The 22537-nt window shown below is 65.1% G+C and carries 21 protein-coding genes and 1 tRNA gene; 7 read left to right on the plus strand and 15 right to left on the minus strand.

Annotated features, from left to right (window positions below; genetic code table 11):
- Nucleotides 1–34: 34 nt before the first annotated feature.
- Genes C7K55_RS10990 through C7K55_RS11010 form a run of 5 tightly spaced genes read right to left on the minus strand, consistent with a single transcriptional unit; the run spans nucleotide 35 to nucleotide 9690 of the window.
- Nucleotides 35–400 carry a phosphomannose isomerase type II C-terminal cupin domain gene (locus tag C7K55_RS10990; RefSeq protein WP_193486299.1) on the minus strand — a complete coding sequence of 122 codons (366 nt, stop codon included), beginning with the start codon at nucleotides 398–400 and terminating at the stop codon, nucleotides 35–37.
- Nucleotides 397–1974, minus strand: coding sequence for an ATP-dependent DNA helicase (locus C7K55_RS10995; RefSeq protein WP_106632771.1), 1578 nt, complete (start codon nucleotides 1972–1974; stop codon nucleotides 397–399). The genes C7K55_RS10990 and C7K55_RS10995 overlap by 4 nt, the downstream gene beginning before the upstream one ends.
- Nucleotides 1971–5753 (minus strand): UvrD-helicase domain-containing protein, encoded by a 3783-nt coding sequence (locus C7K55_RS11000; RefSeq protein ID WP_106632772.1) that lies wholly within the window; start codon nucleotides 5751–5753, stop codon nucleotides 1971–1973. Before C7K55_RS11000 ends, C7K55_RS10995 begins: the two co-directional genes overlap by 4 nt.
- Nucleotides 5750–9007 (minus strand): exodeoxyribonuclease V subunit gamma, encoded by a 3258-nt coding sequence (locus C7K55_RS11005; RefSeq protein ID WP_106632773.1) that lies wholly within the window; start codon nucleotides 9005–9007, stop codon nucleotides 5750–5752. The genes C7K55_RS11000 and C7K55_RS11005 overlap by 4 nt, the downstream gene beginning before the upstream one ends.
- Nucleotides 9008–9030: 23 nt before the next feature.
- A complete protein-coding gene (locus C7K55_RS11010) occupies nucleotides 9031–9690 on the minus strand; it encodes a metallophosphoesterase (RefSeq protein ID WP_106632774.1) in 660 nt (219 codons plus the stop codon).
- 113 nt (nucleotides 9691–9803) lie between these two features.
- Here C7K55_RS11010 and C7K55_RS11015 point away from each other — a divergent pair, with 113 nt between their 5' ends.
- Nucleotides 9804–10127, plus strand: a complete 324-nt coding sequence (locus tag C7K55_RS11015; protein ID WP_106632775.1) for a hypothetical protein — start codon at nucleotides 9804–9806, stop codon at nucleotides 10125–10127.
- On the opposite strand, the gene C7K55_RS11020 is transcribed toward C7K55_RS11015, so the two are convergent.
- Nucleotides 10124–10444, minus strand: a complete 321-nt coding sequence (locus C7K55_RS11020; RefSeq protein ID WP_106632776.1) for an MgPME-cyclase complex family protein — start codon at nucleotides 10442–10444, stop codon at nucleotides 10124–10126. The genes C7K55_RS11015 and C7K55_RS11020 overlap by 4 nt on opposite strands.
- Nucleotides 10441–11190 (minus strand): pyridoxine 5'-phosphate synthase, encoded by a 750-nt coding sequence (locus C7K55_RS11025; protein WP_106632777.1) that lies wholly within the window; start codon nucleotides 11188–11190, stop codon nucleotides 10441–10443. The genes C7K55_RS11020 and C7K55_RS11025 overlap by 4 nt, the downstream gene beginning before the upstream one ends.
- A 152-nt stretch (nucleotides 11191–11342) precedes the next feature.
- Between C7K55_RS11025 and C7K55_RS11030 the strand changes: the two genes are divergently transcribed.
- From C7K55_RS11030 to grxD, 4 genes are all read left to right on the plus strand, one after another.
- A complete protein-coding gene (locus tag C7K55_RS11030) occupies nucleotides 11343–12062 on the plus strand; it encodes a lysophospholipid acyltransferase family protein (protein ID WP_241518329.1) in 720 nt (239 codons plus the stop codon).
- A gap of 71 nt (nucleotides 12063–12133) precedes the next feature.
- On the plus strand, nucleotides 12134–12631 hold the full coding sequence (locus C7K55_RS11035; protein WP_241518330.1) for a YfgM family protein: 498 nt from the start codon (nucleotides 12134–12136) through the stop codon (nucleotides 12629–12631).
- Nucleotides 12632–12668: 37 nt separating this feature from the next.
- A complete protein-coding gene (locus tag C7K55_RS11040) occupies nucleotides 12669–12902 on the plus strand; it encodes a BolA family protein (RefSeq protein WP_106632778.1) in 234 nt (77 codons plus the stop codon).
- Nucleotides 12903–12906: 4 nt separating this feature from the next.
- Nucleotides 12907–13230 carry a Grx4 family monothiol glutaredoxin gene (gene grxD / locus C7K55_RS11045; RefSeq protein ID WP_106632779.1) on the plus strand — a complete coding sequence of 108 codons (324 nt, stop codon included), beginning with the start codon at nucleotides 12907–12909 and terminating at the stop codon, nucleotides 13228–13230.
- Nucleotides 13231–13255: 25 nt separating this feature from the next.
- Here grxD and C7K55_RS11050 read toward each other — a convergent pair whose 3' ends face one another.
- Nucleotides 13256–13522 (minus strand): DUF6761 family protein, encoded by a 267-nt coding sequence (locus tag C7K55_RS11050; protein ID WP_106632780.1) that lies wholly within the window; start codon nucleotides 13520–13522, stop codon nucleotides 13256–13258.
- A 177-nt stretch (nucleotides 13523–13699) separates the two neighbouring features.
- Between C7K55_RS11050 and C7K55_RS11055 the strand changes: the two genes are divergently transcribed.
- Nucleotides 13700–14461 (plus strand): response regulator transcription factor, encoded by a 762-nt coding sequence (locus C7K55_RS11055; RefSeq protein WP_241518334.1) that lies wholly within the window; start codon nucleotides 13700–13702, stop codon nucleotides 14459–14461.
- Here the strand turns inward: C7K55_RS11055 and C7K55_RS11060 are convergent.
- From C7K55_RS11060 to C7K55_RS11090, 7 genes are all read right to left on the minus strand, one after another.
- The gene (locus C7K55_RS11060) at nucleotides 14445–14981 is read right to left on the minus strand and encodes a hypothetical protein (protein WP_106632781.1); all 537 of its coding nucleotides are present in this window, start codon (nucleotides 14979–14981) and stop codon (nucleotides 14445–14447) included. The two genes, C7K55_RS11055 and C7K55_RS11060, sit on opposite strands and share 17 nt — an antisense overlap.
- Nucleotides 14978–15262 (minus strand): hypothetical protein, encoded by a 285-nt coding sequence (locus C7K55_RS11065; RefSeq protein WP_106632800.1) that lies wholly within the window; start codon nucleotides 15260–15262, stop codon nucleotides 14978–14980. Before C7K55_RS11065 ends, C7K55_RS11060 begins: the two co-directional genes overlap by 4 nt.
- Nucleotides 15263–15290: 28 nt before the next feature.
- Nucleotides 15291–17744 (minus strand): bifunctional diguanylate cyclase/phosphodiesterase, encoded by a 2454-nt coding sequence (locus C7K55_RS11070; RefSeq protein ID WP_106632782.1) that lies wholly within the window; start codon nucleotides 17742–17744, stop codon nucleotides 15291–15293.
- 96 nt (nucleotides 17745–17840) lie between these two features.
- Complete coding sequence (crtH, locus tag C7K55_RS11075) at nucleotides 17841–19370, minus strand: carotenoid isomerase (protein WP_106632783.1); 1530 nt, start codon at nucleotides 19368–19370, stop codon at nucleotides 17841–17843.
- 27 nt (nucleotides 19371–19397) lie between these two features.
- The gene (gene trmFO / locus C7K55_RS11080) at nucleotides 19398–20771 is read right to left on the minus strand and encodes an FADH(2)-oxidizing methylenetetrahydrofolate--tRNA-(uracil(54)-C(5))-methyltransferase TrmFO (protein ID WP_106632784.1); all 1374 of its coding nucleotides are present in this window, start codon (nucleotides 20769–20771) and stop codon (nucleotides 19398–19400) included.
- 4 nt (nucleotides 20772–20775) lie between these two features.
- Nucleotides 20776–20898 (minus strand): photosystem II protein Y, encoded by a 123-nt coding sequence (locus C7K55_RS11085; RefSeq protein ID WP_106632785.1) that lies wholly within the window; start codon nucleotides 20896–20898, stop codon nucleotides 20776–20778.
- Between the two features lie 73 nt (nucleotides 20899–20971).
- Complete coding sequence (locus C7K55_RS11090) at nucleotides 20972–21487, minus strand: gamma carbonic anhydrase family protein (RefSeq protein ID WP_106632786.1); 516 nt, start codon at nucleotides 21485–21487, stop codon at nucleotides 20972–20974.
- Between the two features lie 99 nt (nucleotides 21488–21586).
- Between C7K55_RS11090 and C7K55_RS11095 the strand changes: the two genes are divergently transcribed.
- A tRNA-Lys gene (locus C7K55_RS11095) sits at nucleotides 21587–21658 on the plus strand.
- Nucleotides 21659–22537: the final 879 nt, after the last annotated feature.

The following is a 22537-nucleotide window of genomic DNA, read 5'->3' on the forward strand; positions in this document are numbered from 1 at the left end:
GCTGAGGACAAATATTATCACCTCCTGCTCCGCTTCACTTCCGGCCGAAGTCATCGGAAAGTCGCTCGATGTCGGCTTCGCTCAACCAGTCACCACGCTGCACCTCCACGATCTCCAGATCCGCCAGACCTCCTTGGGCCCGGTGAATTGCCCCTTGGGGGATGAAGACGCTGGTCCCTGCCGTTGCGGTGACGGCCTCCTCCCCCACTTGCAGTTCACCGTCGCCGGCCACCACCACCCAGTGCTCACAGCGGTGTTGGTGGCGCTGCAGGCTCAGCCGTTGGCCGCGGCGGATCAGTAGGCGTTTGACCAGGTATTGATCTCCGCTGGCCAGCTGTTCAAACCAGCCCCAGGGGCGTTGCACCCGGCTGGTGGGACTTAGGGGCTCAGGGATGTTCACGATTTCAGGCTGACAGCCGCCGCCGCGCCGCGCAACGGGGTGATCAGGCAGGCCCGTCCTCTGGCCCTGGTCAGGGCTGTGTAGAGCAGGCGATGTTGGGGTCTGCCGGTGTCGGGCATCAGCACCCATACCTCTTGGGCCTCACTGCCCTGGGCCTTGTGCACCGTGAGGGCCAAGGCTGGCTCGGCCTCGGGTAGCTGGGCCGGGTGAATCCAGAGCGGCTCGCTACCGCCCTGGTTTGCAAACAGCAGGCGGCGTTCCCGCCCCCGCTTGGTTTCCCTTTCCACCACCAGCCCCACGTCGCCATTGGCGAGCCCCAGTTCGCTGAGGTTGTGGCGGCACAGCACGGGCGTGCCCACTGGCCAAAACTGGGGCGAGCGGGCGGCCGCCTCCCCCAGCAGGGCCTGGTGGATAGCTTCCACCCCCCAGCGGCCCCGGCGCAGCGGTGTCAGCACGAGATAGTTATCCAGGCCCGCCAGCAGGCTGGCGGTGACGGCGGGATCGTCCAGATCGCCTGCCAGGCAGCTCTCCTGCAGCTGGTGCTGGTGCTGCCGCAGTCGCTGCAGCAGCTCTGCTGGCAGCTGGCGTGGGTTGGCCGGCAGCCAGCGCAGATTGTCGTCAGAGTTCAGCGGTGTGAGCAGGGCCTCGAGGGGCTGCTCAGCCTCCCGTAGGGCCGCTGCTACCGCAGCGATGGCCCCGTTGTTGCGGTAGGTGGTGCGCAGCTCGATGGCGGCTCCGCCCAGGGCCTGGCGGCGTTCGGGTGCCTGCAGCTCCAGCAGCACTGGCCCGGGGCCTACCGGTGGCAGCTGGGCCGCGTCCCCCACCAGCACCAGCCGGCAGCTGGGGGGCAGGGCCTCCAGCAGGGCCTGCATCAGGGGGAGATCCACCATCGACACCTCATCCACCACCAGTAGATCGAGGGCAAGGGGGTGCTGGCGGTTGCGGCCGAAGCGCTCGCCGCGGCTCTCCAGCAGCCGGTGCAGGGTGCTGCAAGGAAGTTGCAGGCTGCTGCTGGCTAGGGCTGCCCGCAGCCGACTCGCCGCTTTGCCCGTGGGGGCTGCTAGCTGAATGCGGCTGCCTGGTTGCTGGGCTAACACCGCAGCCAACATGCGAGCCACGGTGCTGGTTTTGCCGGTGCCCGGACCGCCCTCAAGCAGCACCAGGCCGTATTGCAGCACCGCCGTGACGGCCCGCTGCTGGTCCGGATCCAGCCCTTCGCTGCAGCTTGCATCGGGACTCGCATCGGGGAGCTGAAACTGGGCCCGCTCGATCAGTGCCTGCAGCACCTGCTGGCGCTGGCGCTGCCAGCGGCGCCACATCAGCCGGTCGCCCTCCAGCACCAGGGGCCCATCCGGCTCGGCGCCCAGGGGTGAAGCCTCCAGGGCGCGGCGATGTTCGGCGCTGGGCAGGCTGATTTCCAGGCGACCCTCCGCCAGGGCGGCAGCCAGGTTGGTGATCAGTTCCGCCAGCAATGGATCGGGGCTGCTGCCATGCAGCCGCGGCAGGGCTTCAGCCAGGGCCGCTGCCAGGGTCTGGAGCCAGCGAGGTTGCTCCAGGGGCGTGGGGCTGCTCATGGTGTGCCCCCCAGGGCCTGGTCCAGTTGGAGCAGGCGAGCCAAGGGCGGCTGCTCCACAAACATGCCGGGCACCGCGCTGGCCGTGGTGGGTCCGGGCACCCCGCGTAGGAACACGTAGACGTAGCCGCCCAGGTGCTGCTCGGGTCGGTAGCCGGGCAGGCGCCAGCGCAGGTAGCGGTGCAGGGCTACCAGGTACAGGTGGGCCTGTAGGGGGTAGTGGTTGGCGGCCATCAGCTCTGCCATGGCTGCTGCTCCGTAGTGGCGTGGACCGCAGTGCAGCGGCTGCCCCTGGTCGTCGCGCTGGCCCAGCCAGTTGCTCTTCCAGTCGGCCACCCACCAGCGCTCGCCCTGTCGAAATACCAGGTCGATCGAGCCGGTGAGAAAGCCCCGGCTTTCCACTTTCAGCTGGGCAAGCTGCTCGGCGTAGGCGCTGCCAAACCAGCCTTCGGGATGGTCGGCAAAGGGGCGTGCCAGGTCTGGGGTGCGCACCAGGCCCAGGGGCAGATCGAAGTTCATCTCATTGAGGCGGGCACCGGGCTCAAGCTGGGCCAAGCTGAAGTCGTTGCAGGGGCCGCCCAGGGGCGTGTGCCGCAGCTGCTCCAGCCCAACTAGCACCGCTTCGCCGTGCTGCGCAGCGATACCGGCCCGCTGCAGCTCGCGTTCCACCAGCTCGGCTTGGACTGCCAATGGTTGGCAGTAGTCGAGCTGCTCAAGGATGCGGTGCAGGCAGTCGCCGGCCTGGGCGCCCCGGGGGAAGGGGGCCAGAGGGCTGTCCTGGGAATCGGCGCCGGGTGATGCCAATGCCTCGAGTTCGGTCACTAGGGCATCGGTTTCGCGGCCCTCCTCCACGGCTGCGGGGGCGGCGCTGTGGCTGCCCTGGGTCCAGCTGGTGTAGCTGCTGCGGCCCCAGCTGCTGTCGAAGCCATGGCTGGGTACGGGGCCTCGCTGCAGGGATAGGCCAGCAGCTGCCGGGCCTGGTTTCAGCTGGCTGTGCTGGCCGCTGGCGGGGGGCTGCACCAGGGTGAGGGGCAGCTGGCGGCGGGCGATTGCCTGCTCCAGCCGCTCGCGCCACTCCGCATCACTGCGGCCGATGTAGGGGTCGTGGTCGCTTGCGGGGGGCTGCTCCTGGTCGAACAGCCAGGGGTGCAGCGGATTGCCCTGCTGGCCCAAGGCCGGGCCCCAGGCCAGCACCAGCAGCAGCTTGGCCCGGGTGGCAGCGACATAGGCAAGTCGCTCCCGCTCCTGCAGCTCGGCCCCAAGCTGCTGCTGGCTGGCGCCCTGGCCCGGGCCCCAGTTGTTGTTCAGGTGCAGGTCGAGCACGGCTTCAGGCTGCCCGCCTCCAGGGCCGCCCGGGTGCCAGCGCACGCCGATGGACTGGCCGCTGCGGCTCTCAGCGCCGGCCTGCCACAGGTAGGGACAGATCACCACTGGATATTCCAGGCCCTTGCTGCGGTGCACCGTCAGCACCGATACGGCCTCATCCACCACGTCGCTGTGGGGCTGGTGGGCGTCGGGGATGTCCCGGTCGGGATCGAGTCGCAGGCGCCGCAGCCAGTCGGCTGCCGCTGCGGGACCCAGTTGGTCGGCATGGAGCCGCACGGCCACCAATTCACCGCACTGCTGCAAATCCGCCAGCAGCCGGCCGCCGAGGGATAGCTGGGCCAGCCCCTTTTGCTCCAGCAGGCTCGCCAGCACCCCAAGCAGGCCCCGGCGGGGTAGTTCAACGGCCAGCTGGGCTAGGCGCGCAGCCAGGTTGCTCCAGGCTTCGGGGCTGGCGGAGGCGATTTGCTCCGCGCTCCAGCCCAGCAGTGGAGAGGCGGCCAGCAGCCGCAGGCGCTGGGTCCGGCCGGGTTCGGCCAGGGCATCGAGTAGCCGTTGCAGTGCCGAGGCGCCGGCGCTTTCAAACACATCCCCCTGGCTCACCAGCTTGCTGGCTATGCCGCAGCGATCTAGGGCGGCGCGCTGCGCTTCAGCCTGACGGTGGGTGCCCACCAGCACGCATAGGTCGTTGGGGCCCAGGGGTTGGCGCTGCTCGCCCCGCTGTTGCATCAGCCCCTGGTTGAGCAATTCGGCGCTGAAGCAGGCGATCTGGTCGGGAAGTTGCCGCTCCAGGGCGCTGCGGCTGGGTGGTTTCTCACCAGCCAGGCGGCTGCCGCCGAGCCAGAGCAGCTGCAGGGGGTGCTGGCCGGCGGGTAGGAGCAGTTTGGTGTCGGTCGCCTGGGGCCGCACCGCTGGTACGGCCAGGTCGCTGCGGCGCAGCCCCGGCCCCATCAGGCCGTTGAGGCCGGCGACCAGGGCCTCGCTGGAGCGGTAGTTGTCGCGGAGGCTGCTGATGCCGCCGAAGCTGGCGGCGGCCTGACGGGCCAGCAGATAAGTGCGCAGGTCGCCGCCGCGGAAGCGATAGATCGCCTGCTTGGGATCACCCACCATCACCAGTCGGTGCCGCTCAGGCTGGAAGGCCCGCGACAGGATGCGCCACTGGATCGGATCGGTGTCCTGGAATTCATCAATTAGGGCAACGGCATAGCGAGCTCCCACCGCCTCTAGCAGGGGGGTACTGGCCTGCTCGCCTGGATCAAGACCCTCCAGCAGTTGGGCGAAACCCAGCCTTCCGCTCTGGCGCCGCCGCCGGCCCAGTTCGGCCCGGCCCCAGTGGCAGGCGTGCAGTACAAGGGCTTCGGCCGGCCCATCCAAAACCTGGGCGATCGCCTCCTGCAAGGGGCGTTCGGGCAGGGAGGGGCCGGGGCCTTTCCCATCGCCAGGTTCGAGGCTGCGGGCAACTTTGAGAAAGGCGCCGGGGTGGAAGTAATCGCGCAGCAGGCCCTGACCTCCGCCCTGGCTGCCCGCCGTGGCGCCGTAGTCGCCGCCGATGGGCTGGGCAGCGATCCAGCCCCGCACTAGAGCGCAGCGGTCCTTGGTGGGTTTGGGAACGTAGGGGCTGGTGGTTTTGAAGCCCTGGCCGCGCCACTGGCTGGCGGCGGCACAAAAGCCGGCTTCCAGGGCTTGGCCGTGGCTGGCCCAGAGCTGCTGGAAGTTGTGCCACGCCTCGTTCCATAGGGCCTCGAGCTGGGGCGCCAAGGGGGCGTCGGTCCGCAGGGTTGCCGGCAGGTAATCCAGGCCTAGGGCTGGATCGCCATCTAGCTGGCGCAACAGGCCCTCGAGGGTTTCGGGGCCGCCAACCTGTTGCTGCAGCCCGGCCAGCAGGTGGCTTGGCAGGGGCAGCACCTGCTGTTGCCAGTAGTCGTGGGCCACCTGGCGCACCAGGGTGCCCTTGTCGGTTTCGAGCTGCAGCTCCGGTGGCAGGCCCGCTTCCAGGGCGTGGCGCTGCAGGGTGCGGCGGCAGAAACTGTGGATGGTGGTGATGTCAGCGGCGTCTAGTTCCTCTAGGGCCAGCAGCAACCGGGCCCGCAACTTTTCGGCCCGCGGTCGTTGCTGCTCCAGCCAGGCGGCCAGGGTGGGATCGGGCGGCTCCAGATCTGGATTTTCCAGGCCTGCCAGGGCCCGCTGCAGGCGCTGGCCGATGCGATCGCGCAGTTCGGCGGCGGCGGCCTCGGTGAAAGTCACCACCAGCAGCTGGCGCAGCCCCAGTTCGGCCTCGGCCACGTAGCGCAGCACCAACTGGGCCAGGGCGAAGGTTTTGCCGGTGCCGGCGCTGGCCTCCAGCAGCCGCAGCCCGGGATCCAGGGGAAAGGCATTGGCCTCAAATGGTTGTGGCAGTGGGAGTGGCAGGGCTTGTTCAGATGCCAAAGCCTGATCGCTGCCGGCAGACAGGTTCATATCAACCGCTCCCGCAGGGGACCAAGCAGCTCCTCAGCCCGGGCGGCTAGCTCACCGCTGGCCAACAGGGCGGCGCCGCTGAGTTCAGATCCGAAACAGAGGGCCTGCTCCGGATCAAGCCGCTCGCCGCGCCGCTGAAAACCGCCTTCCCAGGTTTCGATCGCCCGGGCTTCACCCTTATCGAGCAAGGCCCAGCCGGTTTCCGGTGGCACCGGCCAGCAGCTCTGGCGCCATTGCTGGCGCAACTCCAGCAGCCGCATTAGTTCGGCCCGGGCGCTATATACCTGGGGCGCCTGCAGCCGCAACTGCACGCCGAAGTCCTTGGCACCCCGGGCCACAAGCACCCCATCCAGCGGCCCTTGGTCGGCGGCGGCGGCCAACAGCAGCGCCAGCCACAGCTCTAGCCGGTGGCGATTGCGTGGCCGGGCGGTGTGCAGCACCAGCACCGAACTCCCCCGCCACTGCAACTCCTGCTGGCAGTTTTGCCAGAGGGCCAGCTGGCGGCGCTCGGGGCCCAGGGCCTCGAGGCTGGCGTGCAGGCTGCGCCAGCGCTGACTGAGCCCGCTGGCCTCCAGTTCACCTGCCGCCTGGGGAGGCAGCAAGCCTTGGCCGCGATGGCGAGCCAGCCAGCCGGCGGGCTCATCGAGGCCTGCGTCTCTGGTGCTTTCGAGGGCCTGGCGCAGCAGCAGCGCCCGCCCGCGCTCATCGAGGCTGAGGGGCTCGAGGTCGTCGAGGCTGTCGGCCCATTCCCGCGGCCTTAGCCCCAATTCAGCCAGCCAGCTGGCCTGGGGGGCAAGCAGCCAGTCGCGCAGATCCCCGTAGGCATCGCTGGGTTGGGCCGGGGGCGCGCTAGGGGGTTCGCTGGCCGCCAGGGACCGGGGCGGTTGCGGTGCTCCGCTCTGCTGGCGTGGTTGATCGAGCAGCAGGCGGGCCTTCAGCAGACGCTCGTCGCAGCTGCCGGGCGGCCGCTCGCCGCTGGTTTGGAAATTGGCCCGGTCGAGGGGGTTGGCGGGGTGACTAATCACCAGTTCGCTACCTCCACAAGGCAGCTGCCCCTGCAGCCACTCGAGCCACTGGCGTACCGGTGTGGCCGGTGGCAGCTCTTCGCCGCTGCGGGGGTCGCGGCTGCTCCAGGTCACCAGCAGATGGTCGCGGGCTGAGAGCAGGGCCTCCAGCAGCACGTAGCGGTCCTGGTCGGCCGGGTTGGGATCGCCGAGGTGGCGCTGCTGTTCCAGCAGGTGGAAGCCGGGCCGCTTGCTCTGACGGGGATAGGCGTTCGCATCCAGGCCCATCAGCACGATCACCCGATGGGGAATCGCCCGCATCGGCTCGAGGGCGCTGATGGTGAGGGCGCCGCTGCGGTGGCCAAACCGGCCCGAATCCGCAGCCAGGCGCTCATCGAGCACGGCAGCCACCACGGGTGCGGCCAGCTCCAGGTTGCAGCCGGCGGCGGCCTGCTGCCAGTCGTCAATGGCGGCTAGCACCAGGGGTAGTTCCCAGTCCTGGCCACTGCCGCCTGCCTGGTCGCCGTCGCCGAAGAGGTCGCTCAGCAGGGCCCGCAGGCAGGTGTTCCAGGCCAGGCAAGAGCGGGGTCGCCGCAGCTCCACCAGCCAGTGGCGCAGCCGGGTGAGCAGGTGCAGCCAGCGGCCCAACAGCTCGATGCTCTCGCCACTGGCCAGGGGGGCGGTGGCGGCCGGGGCCAGGCCGGGGTCGCAGGGCAGCACCAGGCCTAGTAGCAGCCGATCGATCACCCAGCTGAGGCTGCCGCTGCCCAGGCCGCCGCGTTCCTCCCCGTCGAGGCCCCAGTGGAAGCCCCCCTGCTGCAGCAGGGGATGCAGGGCCGCCATCTCGACACCACTGAGCTGGAAATGCCCCTGCAGCGCCGGACTCTCCAGCAGGGTTTCCAGGGCGGAGGCGGTGAGCCGTTCCCCCGCCAGCCGCAGCAGCTCCAGCAAGCTGCGGCTGAGGCTGGCTTCGCTTTGCTGGCTGCGGTCGGTGAGGCGCCAATTGAGGGCCACCCCAGTGGCCTCTTGATCGCCAAATACGGCCGCCACCAAAGGCGCTAGGCCATCCACCTGAGGCGTCATCACCAGCACATCGCGGGGCTGGAGCGTGGGATCGGCGGCCAGCAGCTGCAGGATGCGGTCCCGCACGACCTGCACCTGGCGCAGGGGGCCGGGACAGCGGTGGAACTCCATGGAGCTGTCTGCCGGTGCCCGCTGCAGCAGGGGTTGGGCAGCCGGATCCGCCAGTTGTTGCTGCAGCTGATGCAGCAGGGGCGCTGGCCCCTGGCCCCGATGGCTGCTGGCTGGGGCCACAAACAAATCCTTTTCCTGCCACTGGCCCTGGAGGCTCTCGCCGCTGCCTTCGAGCAACTGCTGAAACTCGCCGCCGAGTCGGCCGAAGCGGGCCTCCAGGCCAGGGGCCTGCAGTAGCCAGTCACCATCAAGGGGCTGCTGCAGCGCGATCGCATCGCTGAGCAGTTGGCGGCGGCTGGTGCAGCGCTGCCACAGGTCGCGGCAGGGGGTGAGTAGGTAGAGGTCCACATTTGTGTGCACGCTCAGGGCCTGCAGCAGCTGCACCTGGATCGGCGCCAGGCTGCTGAGCCCAAACAGGCGCAGGGGATCGGGCAGGCTGCCGGCCGGCGGTGCCTTGATCTGCAGCTGGGCTATGGCCTCTAGCACCTGCAGGCCGAAGGGCTTCACCCCCAGGCGCTCCCGTAGCCGCCCCACCAGCAGCCGCTGCCACTCCTGCTCCGGCGGCAGGGGTGGGCCGTCCTCCCCACACCACCAGGCTGCCAGCAGCTCAGGGCGATACAGGGCTAGGTCGTCGAGGGCGTCGGCGATGCTGCGGCCCAGTTGCCATTGGGCCAGCTCAAGGTTGCTGCCGTGCTGCGGGTAGCGGCTTAGCCAGTGCTTAAGCGAGGCAGCTTCTGGCTGCTCCACCAGCTGGGGGAGCATTTCCAGCACGGGCCACACCAGCTGGCTGGCACGCCAGGGATCCTGGTCTGCGCCGTTTTCGCCCAGCACCCCATTCACGATTTGGCGCAGCTGGCTGCCAGGAAATGGGTAGCGGATGTTGGCGGCGATGCCGCCGAGTCCCACGGCCAGCTGTTCACCAAGCCAGCGGCTGGTGGGCCAGGTATTCACCACCACCTGCACCGTCTCGAGCGGCCCGGGAGGCGTGAGCAGCAACTGGGCGGCCAGGAGTTCGGCTAGGTGTTCGGCCCGGTTGCCCCGGAAAACTGTGAGCACAAAAGATGCTCAGCTGTGGGTCGTCATGGCAGGCAGCCTGCCAGCTCCTGGTTGAAGGAGGAGAGCCGGCGCTCTTGCAAGCCGTAAACGGCGTGAATAGCTCGGGTTTCGGGGCAGTAGGCCGAAAGCTCGCCGCCGTAGCAGGCGCCCGTATCCACCATCACGATCTGGCCGAGGCGACGCACTTGGGGCCCGGGGGTGTGGCCGATCACTACCTCACCGAAGCGACCGTCGTAGGCCTGCCAGAAGGGCATGCGGATGCTTAGGTCGGGTTCCCAGGAGTCGGGATTGAAGCCAGCGTGGGTGGCGAGCCAGCCTTCACCGGCGTAGGTGCGGGGCAGCTGCTCCAGCCGCTCCTGCCAGAGGCGGCAGTGGCGATCGCCGAGCTGGCGATAGGTGTCGCAGCCGGCCAAGGCCCTTTGAGCGGTCCAGTCTCCTTGCCGCAGGGCGGCCACTAGGTCGGCTTCGTGATTTCCCATCAGCCAGATGGCCCGGCCGGAGCTCACCAAGCCCCAGGCCAGCTCCATGGTGCGGCGGATCTCGGGGCCGCGGTTGATCACATCACCGCAAAGCACGAGCTTGTCGCCTGCAGGTAGGCGAGCTACCAGCAGCTCAAGCGCGTCGGCACAGCCGTGGACGTCCCCGATCACCCAGTGGTGGCAGGAACGTGTATGGGACGTCATCAGTCCATCGCGTTAGTTCCAGTCTTGCCTGCTTGACGGCCACTTGTCAGCCCCCCAGCGATTCATGTCGACCGGCCAGCGCTGGTACGGTCGCCCCAACCAGTGACAGTCAGATGAATCCAGCGTCGTTGTCGGTGGTCCAGCGGGTAAACGCCCTGGTAAAAGCCCTAAATGGCGCTAAGCGCACCAATGAGGCCTTGGCCCGCTGCGGCAACGGTGAGGAGATGCTCGACGTTCTGCTCGATGCCTCCGCCAAGCTCGGCCTAGGGCTCAGCCGCCAGCAACTGGCGAGCACCCCACCAATCCGCGACTGGGTGTGGTGGAAAAACAAGGAGGCCTTACTCACGATTGGTGATAACAAGCCTCGCTACCAGCAGGATGGCGGTCAGGGAGCCTCCGATGACGGGCCGCGCAAACGCTTCTTGGGGCTGTTTTAGGTCGCGCTGGCGAGGGCGTCGGGGATGGAGGTGCTGGGAGCCTCAAAGCGGCCCGTGGCCACGAATTCCAGGCGCAGCTTCAGAAAGGTGATGAACTTCTCATCGGTGGATACCACCGCCGCCGCCGGCCTCGGCACGGCGCTGCCGATCGGTTCGAGTTGGGGTGCATCGAGAAAGGCCGGCCGTTTCACCAGCCAGAAGTCGATTTCCTTGCCCTGTTCTCCGTAATGGCGCACCCTTTCGCGCAGCACCTCCTCAAGGGGCTCCTCGACGGTGAGGAACGCTTCGCTGGCGGCGATGAAGTGATAAGTGCTCATAGCTGGCGGCTGCCGAACAGGGGGTCGCGGCGCGGATTCTGTATCAGCGCCTTCATCTGCCGAACAGCTTCTTCCAGGCCCACCGCCAGGGCCCGGGCCACGATTGTGTGGCCGATGTTGAGCTCCTCCATGCCTTCGATGGCGGCGATGGGCTCCACGTTTTGGTAGGTGAGGCCATGGCCGGCATTTACCCGCAGCCCGAGGCTGCGGGCGATGAAGCTCCCCTCCGTGAGCCGGGCCAGCTCGGCTGGCTGCAAACTCCAGCTGGCTTCGGCGTAGGCGCCGGTGTGCAGCTCCACCCAGCGCGCGCCGGTGGCGCGGCAGGCCTCCAGCTGGCTCGCCTCGGCGTCCACAAACAGGCTCACGCCAATGCCGGCATCTTGCAGCGCACCCACCAGAGCGCTGAGAGCTGGCTGCTGGCCCGCCACATCGAGGCCGCCCTCGGTGGTTACCTCCTGACGCTTCTCCGGCACCAGGGTCACCATGTCGGGCCGGATGTGCAGGGCGATCGCCTCCATCTCAGCTGTGGCGGCCATCTCCAGATTGAGCCGGCTGCGCACGGTTTGACGCAGCAGCTCCACATCGCGGTCCTGAATGTGGCGCCGGTCTTCCCGTAGGTGCACGGTGATGCCGTCAGCCCCCCCCAGCTCGGCCAGCAGGGCATAGCTCACCGGATCAGGCTCCACCGCGCGGCGGGCCTGGCGCACATTGGCGATGTGGTCGATGTTGACGCCGAGGCTGGCCATGGCTGGGGAGTGGTTGGCAGGCGGTGATACCGCTCAAATCCTATGGATACCGCAACCTGCGCCGGCTCAGGACGCCAGTTCAACTGCCCGCGCTCGAGCCGAGCTCCATTGCCTAGCCCCTAGCTTTGAGCTTGGTCGCATTTAACGGGTTGTTGGCGGTTCAATCCGGCCCATTGGCGTTGTCCACCCAGGCCCCCTCCTCCCGGGAAAAGGGGCTCTGCAATGGCATCAGCCCCTGGCTGGCACCGCTCGCCATGGTGGCTAGCCAGGACATTGGTCTGCGCTTTTTTTTCCGCAGCGTCCAGGTGCTTGGCAGCAAAAATCTGCCGCTCAGCGGGCCGCTGCTGCTAGCTCCGACCCACCGGGCCCGCTGGGATGCCCTGCTGTTGACCCATGCCGCAGGCCGCCGAATTACGGGGCGGGATTGCCGCTTCATGGTCACGGTTGATGAGATGCGTGGGCTGCAGGGCTGGTTTTTGCACCGCTTGGGCTGCTTTCCTGTGAGTCAGGGGCGTCCCTCCCTGGCCAGCCTGCGCTACACCGTGGACCTACTTGCTGCCGGTGAGCAGCTAGTGGTTTTTCCAGAGGGACGCATCGTGCGGGAAGAGATTCCCTTGCGGCTGCACCAAGGCCTCGCCCGCCTGGCCATGCTGGCAGCGGGCCAGGGCGTGGCGGTACCGGTGGTGCCCGTGGGCATCGCCTATGGTAATCGCCCCCCCCGCCGCGGGGATGGGGCCGTGCTCTGTTTTGGACCACCTCTCAGCTTGGAGGGCCAGGGAAGGCAGGCGGCGAGTGCTTTCACCGCCAACCTCGCCGCCGCCATGGCCGTGGTTGAAGACCAGGCCCAGGGAGCCCTGGGTCTAGCCCCCTAAAGTTGATGCATATTTGTTTGCTGGTTGTGCGTAGGCCATCCCGCTTGATTTGTGGCTCCGCTTTGGCCTTGATGGCCCTCGCAGCGCCCCTAGCTCCGGCCAAGGTGCAAGCTCAGCAGGACCCCCAAAAGGCCCTGGAGTCCACCGGCAGCCCGTTCAATCTTGAGGGTGTGCGCGCCCTGTTGGTGCGCGGTGACGCCGCCGTTGCTAAGGGCAATCTGGTCGAAGCTCGCAAGCTCTACGACCAGGCTCGCGATGCCTGTCGCCGCCTGCTCGGCTTTTATCGCGACTTGAGCGGCTCCTTCCGCGGACTCGATGCCCGCATCCCCCGCGAAATGGACCAGAAGGGGCGGGAAGCTTTGGAAACCATGGCTCAGGCGAACCTGCGCTTGGCGGCCTTGTTCCGTCGCCAGAACCAGCCTGAGGTGGCGGTGCCCCTGCTGGTCGAGGTGGTCAAGGTGATGACCCCGACCAGCCCAGAGGGTCGCAAGGCTTTCCAGAGCCTGGTTGAGATTGGCTTCGCCGCCACTCCCTACACAGCCGGGGCCGCGGCAACCCCTGGCAGCTGACCACTAGATTTCCCCAGTTCGTTGGCTCGTCGCTTCGATGGTGCATCCAGACCAGGTGAAGGCCGCAATCACCTTGGCCATGCCCGATGCCCAGGTGGAGGTTGAAGACCTCACCGGTGGCGGCGACCATCTGCAGGTCACGGTGATCTCCGCAGCGTTCGACGGCCTGACCAAGGTCAGGCAGCACCAGCTCGTGTATGGCGCCCTACGCCAGGAATTGGCCAGTGAGGCAATCCACGCCCTAGCCCTGCAAACATCCACTCCCGCCTGAGTCCATGGACGCCACTACCCGCCAACGCATCGAAGAACTCCTGGCCACCAGCCCGGTATTCGTTTTTATGAAGGGCAACAAGCTGATGCCTCAGTGCGGTTTCTCCAACAACGTGGTGCAGATACTGCACTCAGTTGGGGTTCCATTTGAAACCTTCGACGTGCTCTCGGATGCTGAGATCCGTAATGGCATCAAGTCATTTTCCGACTGGCCCACGATTCCCCAGGTGTACGTGAAAGGGGAATTCATCGGTGGCTCCGACATCCTGATCGAGATGTACAACTCCGGTGAGTTGCGCGAGAAGCTGGAAGTGGCTCTGGCTAGCTGAAAGGGGCAGCTAGCCATTCAGCGAGTCAGTAGCGCGCGCTTTCGTAAAGGCTGCGGGGGTCACCATCGGGACCCACAAAGCTGGAGGGATCTCGAATCCAGCGGTCGGTGAGCTCCTCAAGTCGCCGCTGGGAGATCGGATCAAGCACCGCAGTGCGGCGCAGGGCGTGGATGTAGCCATCGGCGTAGAGCCGCAATTCAGCAGGGCTGTGGAAGCGATGGGCCAGTTCCTGGCAGGCATCGCACAGCGACTGGAAGTGGCGGATGGCGTCTGGGTGTTGAAGCGAAGTCATGGGGTCGTGGGACCTTCATCTATTTTGCCCCTTGGAGGCAGAAGCCGCGATTGGGTGGTCTCCGCATAGTTGGTGGTGTCCACACAAACGCATCGACTGATACGCGGATCCCCTGGCGGCTGCCGTTAAGGTGAATTCAACACAGTTGTGGACTCCATCAACTCCTCTAACCCGCCACTGCCGGCCTCTGGGGCCGCCAATCAGGCCGGAAGCCAACCCCAGCGGGTTTTGGTGGTTGATCCCCACGCGACCCTGCGCACGGTGCTGGCCCAGCGCCTGCGGCAGGACGGCCATCTTGCGGCGGCGGTTGCTACGGCTCGTGAAGCTCTGGACGTGTGCCAGGACCAGTCTCCCGATCTGCTGATCAGCGCAGAACTACTCGATGAGAGTTCCGCCCTGCGCCTGGCGGCCCAGCTGCGCTGCTCCGTGATGGTGCTCACGGCCCGCACCGGTTCGGAGCCCGTGGTGAGCCTGCTTGATGCGGGTGCAGATGACGTGCTGCGCAAACCTTTTGGCCTGGAAGAACTGGCCGCCCGCTGCCGCACCCTGCTGCGCCGTGGCGGCACCGGTCTGCAGGAGCGGGTCTGCGTTGGACCGCTTGAAGTTCACGTATTGCTCCGCCAGGTAACCCTGCGCGACCAGCCAGTCGAGCTGAGTCCCCGGGAATTTGCCCTGCTTTGTGCCCTGCTAATGCCCCCTGGGGTTGTGCGCAGCCGCCAGGAGCTACTGCGTATGGCCTGGCCTCCCTTCAGCGGCGGTCCCCGCTCGGTTGACACCCAAGTGCTCACCTTGCGTCGCAAGTTAGAGCAGGCTGGCTTGGGTGAAGGAGGTGGCATCGAAACGATGCGCCAGCAGGGCTATCGCTTCAGCCTTGAAACCCTGCCCGAAGCTGCTGCCGTGGAAGAGCCGGCGCGTCAGCAGCTCAACTCATTGGTTTAAGAGCCCAAACCAACTCTCCAAGCAACATGGCGGCACTCAGGCCGGCCAAGAGTTGGTAGGTCCACGGTGGGCTGATCCGGCCGATTGAGCTGGTGTTGATGCCCGTTTCCTGGCTGAAGCGGCCCAGAAACTGCTCGAAGGCTGCAACCCTTTGCGGCAGCAGGTATGCCGATCCGTCTTCTCCCCTCACGTAAAAGACCCGGCCCCCCTGGCTTGTGTCTACTGGTGTGAGCCCGCTGATCGATTTCCAAGGCAGGCTCCAGCCGCGGCGCAGCAGCCAGGCACACCAGCTGGGATGGCCAACCCGAATGCCATCGGCATTTAGCTCAACGGCTTCACTGGTGGCTGCCACCACCAAACCCAGCCCCAGGGGTAGGGCCAGCCAAAGCAGCAATTTGAGCTCTGCTGGTGCCAGTAGGGGCAGGGGCGCCACCATTGCCAAGTAGAGCGCGATCAGGGTGAAGCGGATCAGCGCGGCCATCGGGTAGCGGTCGCTGCTGATGGCCAAGGTGCCGCTCATCGATCTTCGGGGGAGCCGGGTAGGGGTTCGATCAGGGTCTCTGGCTGGTAGCGGCCGCTGAAAACTTCCTGCTCGCGACCTTTCCAGAATTCGCCAAGTCGCATCAAATCGGCATGGGCCTCCTGCAGGCTGGCCATGTAGGCATCCGGCTCCATGCTGTCCTTGGCCTCCTTGAGCTTGGTGAGCCGGAGTAGCTGCAGCATCCAGGGCTTGCTGAGCTCGCCGCGTTGCTCGAGGTAAGTGGCCAGCTCGGCGGAGCTGGGGGTAGGGGAGCCGGGCATTTCTTGCATTAGGGCTATTGGGCCCAGGCTATGCAGCGGGAAGTGGGATTGTGAGTCGCTTTCCACCCACAAGCTCAACCAGGGCGGCGATGTTTAGGGGCTCAGAAAATAGATAGCCCTGGAATCGGGCCACCCCCATCTGTTGCAGCCGCTGAAAGCTCTCCTCGGTATCCACCCCTTCAGCGACGAGGGTCATCGATATGGAGTTCGTGAGCCTGGGGAGCAGTTCCACGATTTGTTCCGCATAGGAATCGTTGAGAACTCCGACGACAAAACTGCGATCGATCTTCAGTTCGTCAGGCTTAAGCGATAGCAGCAGGCCCATGGAGGAGAAGCCCGTCCCAAAGTCATCGAGGGAAATCCGCATTCCAGCCTCACGGCAATTCCGCAGATTGATTTCAACCGCTGCAGTGGAGTTGAAGATCGCGGTTTCGGTGAGTTCAAGATTGATGCTTTTGCAAGAGATTCCTTGAGCTGCAATGGCATCGATCAATTGGCCTGAAAAAGATGCGTCAGTGAGCTGGGATGGGCTGATATTGATCGCTAGGTCGAGTTGGTTGGGGCTGATCTTTAGAGCTTGGATCAGCTGCTTGAAGGTCTTCAAAGTGGCTTTGATGAGCTGCCAGCCAACGCGACCCATGATTCGATAGTGTTCCGCTACCGGGATAAATAGAGTTGGGGGAACTTCCCCCAGGTCTGGGTGATCCCAGCGGGCGAGAGCCTCAACGGCCAGGACTTCGCCTGCGGCGTTGACGATCGGTTGAAATAAAATCCGGAAGGAGTCGGGCCTCGATGGCTCAAGAGACGCTTCGCAAGCCTGTTGGAGCGCAGTAAATAAGCGATGGTCACTGAGCGGATTGGACTCGTTTTCCGCTGTGAAAAGGTGAATGTGTTCCCCCTGGGATGCCTTCGCTTTATACATTGCCAGGTCTGCTTTTCGAATGATGTCTTCACTGCTGAAGTGGTGTGGATCGCTGATCGTGATCCCAATGCTCAGGCTGAGTCGGTAGGGCGAGGCGGAGTCAACTTGACTTTTCTCAAAGGACTCAAGGATCCGTTGGGCTACCTGTTTGGCATGGATGGCTAGGTCTTCATAGCTGGCGTTTTGAGAGTCTCCCGGATTCAGAATCAGAATGAATTCGTCGCCGCCGTAGTGCGCAAGGAAATCACCCTGGCGGCAGAGGGCCTTGAGTTGGTTGGCTACCTTGCGCAAGGCTTGGTCGCCGATGCGATGGCCATAGGTATCGTTAATGTTTTTAAATTTGTCGAGATCGATAAACAGCAGGACAAGAAGTGTCTGTTCTTCCTTAAGGCGATCGATTTCTCTTTCAAGGTGTTCGATGCAATAGCGGCGGTTGGCCAGGCCGGTGAGTGCATCGTGCATGACCAGATCGCGGGCGGTGCCCAGGATCTGTTCAAACTGATTGGCAATCAACTGGATGTCTACGCGTTGGTGACCAGCGGGTTCGCTACCGGTTGTGGTCGACCCCTCGATCGCTTGGCCGGCAGGGCTGTGATCTGGTGAAGGGAGCGACTGGGGGGCTTTGAATTCAAGGATTTCAATCAGTGCAAGGTGACTTCGGCGGATGCGTTGGGTAGCCCGGCGTTCCTTCTGGCGCAGCAGCATTCTCTGCCGGCGCTCGGCCAGTTTCCAGCTGAGGCGTAGGGCCAGGGCGATCAGTCCCCCGCCGGTTAGCTGCAGCAGCAGATGGTTTAGTTCCCTGAGCTGCTCTGCCTGGCTATTGGCGGGTTTGACGCCCATCAGTCGCCCGTCTTCGCCGAAGGTCTTGGGTTTAAGCGCAGCCAAGGGCTCCCCCGTGGCGATGACTCCAGCTGGGGGGATGGGCTGCAGCTGAGCCTGGATGCGGTTGAGCTCCTCCTTCAAGTGGGTGCCGAACTGGGGTTCGACCAGCGGGTTGAGGAAAATGAGGGTCGCTGTTGTGGAACGGCTGTTGTCGCTGGTGCCGATCGGGGTGGCGAAGCCGACGTAGAGGTTGTTGGTCTCGTCTGAGCAGATCACCCGGATGCCGGCGAGGCCCAGTTGGCGGCGGGTGCGGGCGGTGGAGTCCAGGCAGCGCACCAGCCGTTGATCAGGGGGCCGGCTCGGGCTGCTCAGGCCCACCTGAAGGGCCCGGCGTTGGGCTTGGGCGTCGTAGATCGCCATGGCGGCGCCTTGATCAAAGAGGCTGCTGGTGGCCAGGTTTTGGGAGGGGAAGGAGGGGTTCTTGCCCTCGATGAAGGTATAGCGGTCATACCACCAGCCCCAGTCGCTCGCAATTCGCTGGGCGTCCCGGAATTCGGCTTCGAGTTTTTTCAGGGCGATCGTCTGGTTGGCGACGCTCCGGTTCTTGGTCAGCTGAATCCTCCGGACCGCTTCAATCCCAACCAGGATGACTATCAAAAACAGGATCAGGGCCGACCGTGAATGGCCACGCTTGGCCCAGCTGATGCGCTCTTCTTTGGCCCATGAGCGCCACAGCATTAGCGCGGACTGGCGCCTTGCCCCCGCATAAGGGTGGGAGGGCTCGTTGGTTGTGCCGACCGTCACTGGGCCGCCTCTATGCCCTCTCGAGTCACCTTAGTCAGGCAGGCTCCAGGGATTGAGCCCCAGATCGGCGCCGATGCGGTGGGCGCAGGCAAAGCCACTGAAGGCCACCGCATTGAGGCCCTGGCCCGGGAAACAGGAATCCCCCACCGCATATAAGCCGGCGAGGCCGGTGCGGTTGAAGGGCATCGGCAGCAGCCCCGGCAGGCGCAGGGCTGGGATTGGGCCGTAGCTGCCGCCCATGCGGCCCAGGAAGCGCCGGTGGCTGCGCGGCGTGCCGACTTCGCGGTGATGGATAGCGCCCTTCAGGCCGGGCAGGATCACTTCGAGTCGGCCGATCAGCCGGTCGGCATCCGCCTGTTTTTTGGCGCGATAGGCCGCTGGCGTGAGCCCCTGCCAGTGCTCCATGGAGCTGGGGGTGAAGGCATGCACGATGTGGCGCTCTGCCGGGGCCAGCTCCGGATCCAGCAGGGTCGGCATCGATACGAACACCACTCCCTGCTCGGCCTCCATCTCCTCCCAGCGCTCCAGCAGTAGGTGGTGGCAGTGGTAACCCTTGGGCACGATCTGGGCATCGATGCCCAGGTGCAGGGAGAGAAAGGAGGGGGAGGGCTTGTAGCGGCGCCGCCACGTGGTTTCGGCCTTGGGGGTGTGGGCGGCGTCTACCAGAGCGCCAAAGGTGTCCCAGCGGGTGGCGTTGCTCACTACGCGGCGGGCCCGCAGCTCTTCACCACTGGCCAGCTTCACCCCCACCGCAGTGTTGTTCTCCAGCAGCACCTTGGTCACACGCGCCTTGTAGCGAATCGCGCCGCCATGGCTCTCCAATCCCGCTACCAACTTTTCCGCGATCACACCAACGCCCCCTTTGGGGTAATTGATGCCGCCGGCATGACGATCGGAGAACACCATGCCCGCATTGATCATTGGCGTGAGATCGGCCGGCATCACGCTCCAGCAGAAACACTCCATGTCAATGAACTTGAGCAGGGCCGGATCGCTGATGTGCTGCCTCGCCACATCGCCCACGTTCACCGGCAGCCAGCGGGCCAGGCCCAGGCAGGCCAAGGGTGCTTTGAAGAACACCTTGGCTAGGTAGGCCGGATCCTCCAGCGACAGCAGCGGCATCGCATCGAGGCAGCGGAACACCTGCCAGCAGGCGTCGTAGAAGGCGCGGATGCCCTTCGCCTCGTGGGGGAACAGGGCGGTGAGATCACTGAGAAAGTGTTCGTAATCCCTGTCCACAGCCACGTTGAGTCCGCCGGGCAGGTGGTATTCGAGCTGGGCTGGATCGGGGATGGTGTCGCAGTGCTGGCCCACATCGGCCAGGGCCCGGGTGAGCAGGTTGGTGTGCCCCTGCTCGCCGAAGCCGAAGATCATCGAGGCGCCCACGTCGAATGTGTAGCCATCACGCCTGAAACTGCCGCCGGAGCCTCCTGGGATGAGGTATCGCTCCAGCACCAGCACTTTCGCCCCCTTGGCAGCCAGCTGGGAAGCGGTGACCAGACCGCCGATGCCGGCACCGATCACGATCACATCCCAGATGGGGGCAGGGTTGCTGGTCAACGTTGGGCTTGAGATGCTGGAGCGACCCTAGGCAGCGGCGCTGTCGTCGTGCAGTTGTAGGGGCCGAGTGAAAGGCTCAAGATCCGCTAGGGACCGGTCGCGGTAGGCGCCGTAGCGGGCCCGTTTCTCGCGGACGCGTTCGGCTAGCTCGGGCAGTAAGCCGAAGTTGGGCGGCATGGGCTGGAACTTCTTGCTGGGCGCTTCGGCGATAAAGTGACTGAGGGCGCCCAGCATCGTGGTTTTTGGCAGGCTCAGGGGTTCCAGGCCCAGGGCCAGTCTGGCGGCGTTGGTGCCAGCCAGCCAGCCACCAGCTACAGCGGCTGCGTAGCCCTCGGTGCCGGTGATCTGGCCCGCCGCCAGCAGGCTGGGGCGCTGGCGGAACTGCAAGGTGGCATCGAGCAGCTGGGGCGATTCCAGGAAGGTGTTGCGGTGCATCACACCGAAGCGCACAAACTCGGCGTTCTCCAGGCCTGGGATCAGCCGCAGCACCCGTTTCTGCTCGCCCCATTTGAGGTTGGTCTGGAAGCCCACCAGGTTCCAGAGGCGGCCGTCCTTGTCTTCCTGGCGCAGCTGCACCACCGCGTAGGCCCGCTTGGCGCGGCGCACGTCGCGATCGTTCACGTCGCCCCAGCGGGGATCCCAGAGGCCAATTGGCTTGAGCGGGCCGTAGCGCATCGTGTCTTCGCCGCGGCGGGCCAGCTCCTCGATGGGGAGACAGCCCTCGAAGAAGTGAGCGCTCTCCTTTTCAAAGTCCTTTAGCTCGGCCTGCTCGGCGCTTAGCAGCTCCTGCCGAAAAGCAAGAAATTGCTCCCGGTTCATGGGGCAGTTGATGTAGTCGGCATCGCCCTTGTCGTAGCGGGAAGCGCGAAAGGCCACGCCTAGGTCGATGCTCTCGCCTTCGACGATCGGGCTGGCCGCATCGAAGAAGTGGCAGTCGGCCCGGCCCGTGAATTCCCGCAGCTGCTCCGCCAGGGGCTCGCTAGTGAGCGGACCGGTGGCCAGCACGGCGATCTCACCGGGGCCGGGCAGCTCGGTGTGCTCCCGCCGCTCCACCGTCACCAAGGGGTGCTGCTCGAGGGCGGCGGTGAGGGCGGCGCTGTAGCGGCCGCGATCCACTGCAAGGGCGCCGCCTGCAGGCACGGCGTGGGCGTCAGCGGTGCGAATCACCATCGAACCCAGGCGCCGCAATTCCTCTTGAAGCAGGCCTGCGGCGCGATCGCTACTTAGGGCGCCGAAGCTGTTGCTGCATACAAGCTCGCCAAATTCAGAGCTGTGGTGGGCTGGGCTGCGGCGCACTGGACGCATTTCCACCAACCGCACCGCCAGTCCAGCTTGGGCGATCTGCCAGGCGGCTTCCGTACCCGCCAGGCCAGCACCGATAACGAGCAGCTCAGAGCTCAAATGCTCAGGCGCGGGCGCGCTTGAGCAGCAATTGCAGCTGTCCTACGGCGGCACGACCGATATGGAAGACGGCCCAGCTAGCGGCGAGCAGGATCGGAGCAACCACCAAAATCAGCCGACCGTCCATGGGAAGCCAAACGAGTTCTAGAGATCTTACGGACTGAACCTCAGGATTCGCCTGTCCAGCCCCGGATCTGTCGTCATCCGTTCGCCTGGGCATGGGACTGGGCATGGGCACCGGCCAGTTGGCGGTAGCGGCGGGCGTGCTGGCGCTGCTCGGCCCGGGCCTCAGCCGTGAGCTCTCGCTTCACCTGGGCCGGGGATCCCATCACCAGGACTCCAGCTGGTACGTCGCGAGTCACCACCGATCCGGCGGCCACCAGGGCCTCCTCTCCCACGGTGACGCCATTGAGCACGATGGCTCCGATGCCGATCAGGCAGCCGTCTTTAAGGGTGGCGCCATGCACCACAGCCCGATGACCGATGGTCACATCGGCGCCGATGGTCACAGGCTGGTCGGGGTCGCCATGCAGCACTGCTCCGTCTTGCACGTTGCTGCCCTCACCCACCACGATCGAACAGATGTCGCCACGGGCGACGGCAGTGGGCCAGAGACTTGCTCCTGCCGCTAGCTGCACATCGCCGATTACCACGGCCGTTTCGGCCACCCAGGCCTCGGCGTGGATCTGGGGTTTGGGCCAGGGAAAGACGCTCATCCGCTGGATCCAGCTGTTAGGCCATTCTCACGGTTGCCTGGGCCCCCCCTTGGAGGAGGTCGCCCCTGGGTGATACGTTTCACAAGTGCCCAAGGGCGCGGGTCGCTAGCTCAGCGGTAGAGCACTCGGCTTTTAACCGATTGGTCCTGAGTTCGAATCTCAGGCGACCCATTCTTGATCTGGGCCTGCATTCAGGGTCAGAAACATATTTTTTTGATGCTTGCAGTCATAACAAGCGCCCCTAGTTCAAGTGCCCGTAGGTGAAACTGAATCCTCCAAAGCACTGAGCTGCGTGAGGGCCCTAGTTGATCGATGGCAATGGCAAGAGCTAAAAGTTTATAATTAATTGGCGACATTTGGTCATTGCCTGAGTTGTTATGGCTTTGCTGAACGGTCAACCCCTGTTTTAGCCTAAGGCGACGCAAATTGATGTTCATCCTTGTACTTGATGAACATTCCTGCGCGCAGCTATTACGTCGTTTCCATCCATTAAAGATGAGGCTTTTCAGGAGTCTTTGAGGCCGGCTAACCTGGCTTAGAGTAGTTGCAAATGCAACCCTTGAGCCCTACGCGGTGGGGTTACCCCGATTGGTTGGACAGTGATCAGGGCCCCGTGGTGGAGAGTGTCCGGGCAGAGATGAACTGCTGCTGGTGATCTTTCCACCACTGCGTTATCCCAGCAGCATCCCTTGGCCGACATGCTGCGGCTGATCTTGTGGTCCTCCAGCAATTGCCGGTATGGATCAGGCCTCGATGGTGGCGGCCATACCCAGCTGACTACCTGTCGGCCAGAACCTACGATGGTTGCTGGCTTTTAATCCTCGCCTGATTCGTCCGATGATAATTTTAAGTGGATTTTAGTCGCTATATTTAGCTGTTAGATTTGAAGAGCTTGAATAGCCGTATTGCCGTGAGAAGTGTGCCAAAATACCCACAGCTGCTTGTCAATTTAATGCTGCAGGGGGGGGGGGGGGGGGGGGGCGCCACCCCTCCGCTCGCCTACCAACGCGTGTGTGTGTTTCTTTTTTATATTTTGGGTTCGCCTGGGAG

The sequence above is a fragment of the Cyanobium usitatum str. Tous genome, from assembly GCF_003011885.1.
GTDB classification, from domain to species: Bacteria; Cyanobacteriota; Cyanobacteriia; order PCC-6307; family Cyanobiaceae; genus Cyanobium_A; species Cyanobium_A usitatum.

What these genes read in the sequence shown, in the direction of transcription:
- C7K55_RS11010 (WP_106632774.1), bottom strand. Translation starts at nt 9,690, where the DNA reads ATGACGTCCCATACACGTTCCTGCCACCACTGGGTGATCGGGGACGTC.
- C7K55_RS11040 (WP_106632778.1), top strand. Translation starts at nt 12,669, where the DNA reads ATGGTGCATCCAGACCAGGTGAAGGCCGCAATCACCTTGGCCATGCCC.
- C7K55_RS11050 (WP_106632780.1), bottom strand. Translation starts at nt 13,522, where the DNA reads ATGACTTCGCTTCAACACCCAGACGCCATCCGCCACTTCCAGTCGCTG.
- C7K55_RS11035 (WP_241518330.1), top strand. Translation starts at nt 12,134, where the DNA reads ATGGCCCTCGCAGCGCCCCTAGCTCCGGCCAAGGTGCAAGCTCAGCAG.
- C7K55_RS11025 (WP_106632777.1), bottom strand. Translation starts at nt 11,190, where the DNA reads ATGGCCAGCCTCGGCGTCAACATCGACCACATCGCCAATGTGCGCCAG.
- C7K55_RS11085 (WP_106632785.1), bottom strand. Translation starts at nt 20,898, where the DNA reads ATGGACGGTCGGCTGATTTTGGTGGTTGCTCCGATCCTGCTCGCCGCT.
- C7K55_RS10995 (WP_106632771.1), bottom strand. Translation starts at nt 1,974, where the DNA reads ATGAGCAGCCCCACGCCCCTGGAGCAACCTCGCTGGCTCCAGACCCTG.
- grxD (WP_106632779.1), top strand. Translation starts at nt 12,907, where the DNA reads ATGGACGCCACTACCCGCCAACGCATCGAAGAACTCCTGGCCACCAGC.
- C7K55_RS11000 (WP_106632772.1), bottom strand. Translation starts at nt 5,753, where the DNA reads ATGAACCTGTCTGCCGGCAGCGATCAGGCTTTGGCATCTGAACAAGCC.
- C7K55_RS11060 (WP_106632781.1), bottom strand. Translation starts at nt 14,981, where the DNA reads ATGAGCGGCACCTTGGCCATCAGCAGCGACCGCTACCCGATGGCCGCG.
- C7K55_RS11015 (WP_106632775.1), top strand. Translation starts at nt 9,804, where the DNA reads ATGAATCCAGCGTCGTTGTCGGTGGTCCAGCGGGTAAACGCCCTGGTA.
- C7K55_RS11090 (WP_106632786.1), bottom strand. Translation starts at nt 21,487, where the DNA reads ATGAGCGTCTTTCCCTGGCCCAAACCCCAGATCCACGCCGAGGCCTGG.
- C7K55_RS11070 (WP_106632782.1), bottom strand. Translation starts at nt 17,744, where the DNA reads ATGCTGTGGCGCTCATGGGCCAAAGAAGAGCGCATCAGCTGGGCCAAG.
- C7K55_RS11065 (WP_106632800.1), bottom strand. Translation starts at nt 15,262, where the DNA reads ATGCCCGGCTCCCCTACCCCCAGCTCCGCCGAGCTGGCCACTTACCTC.
- C7K55_RS11020 (WP_106632776.1), bottom strand. Translation starts at nt 10,444, where the DNA reads ATGAGCACTTATCACTTCATCGCCGCCAGCGAAGCGTTCCTCACCGTC.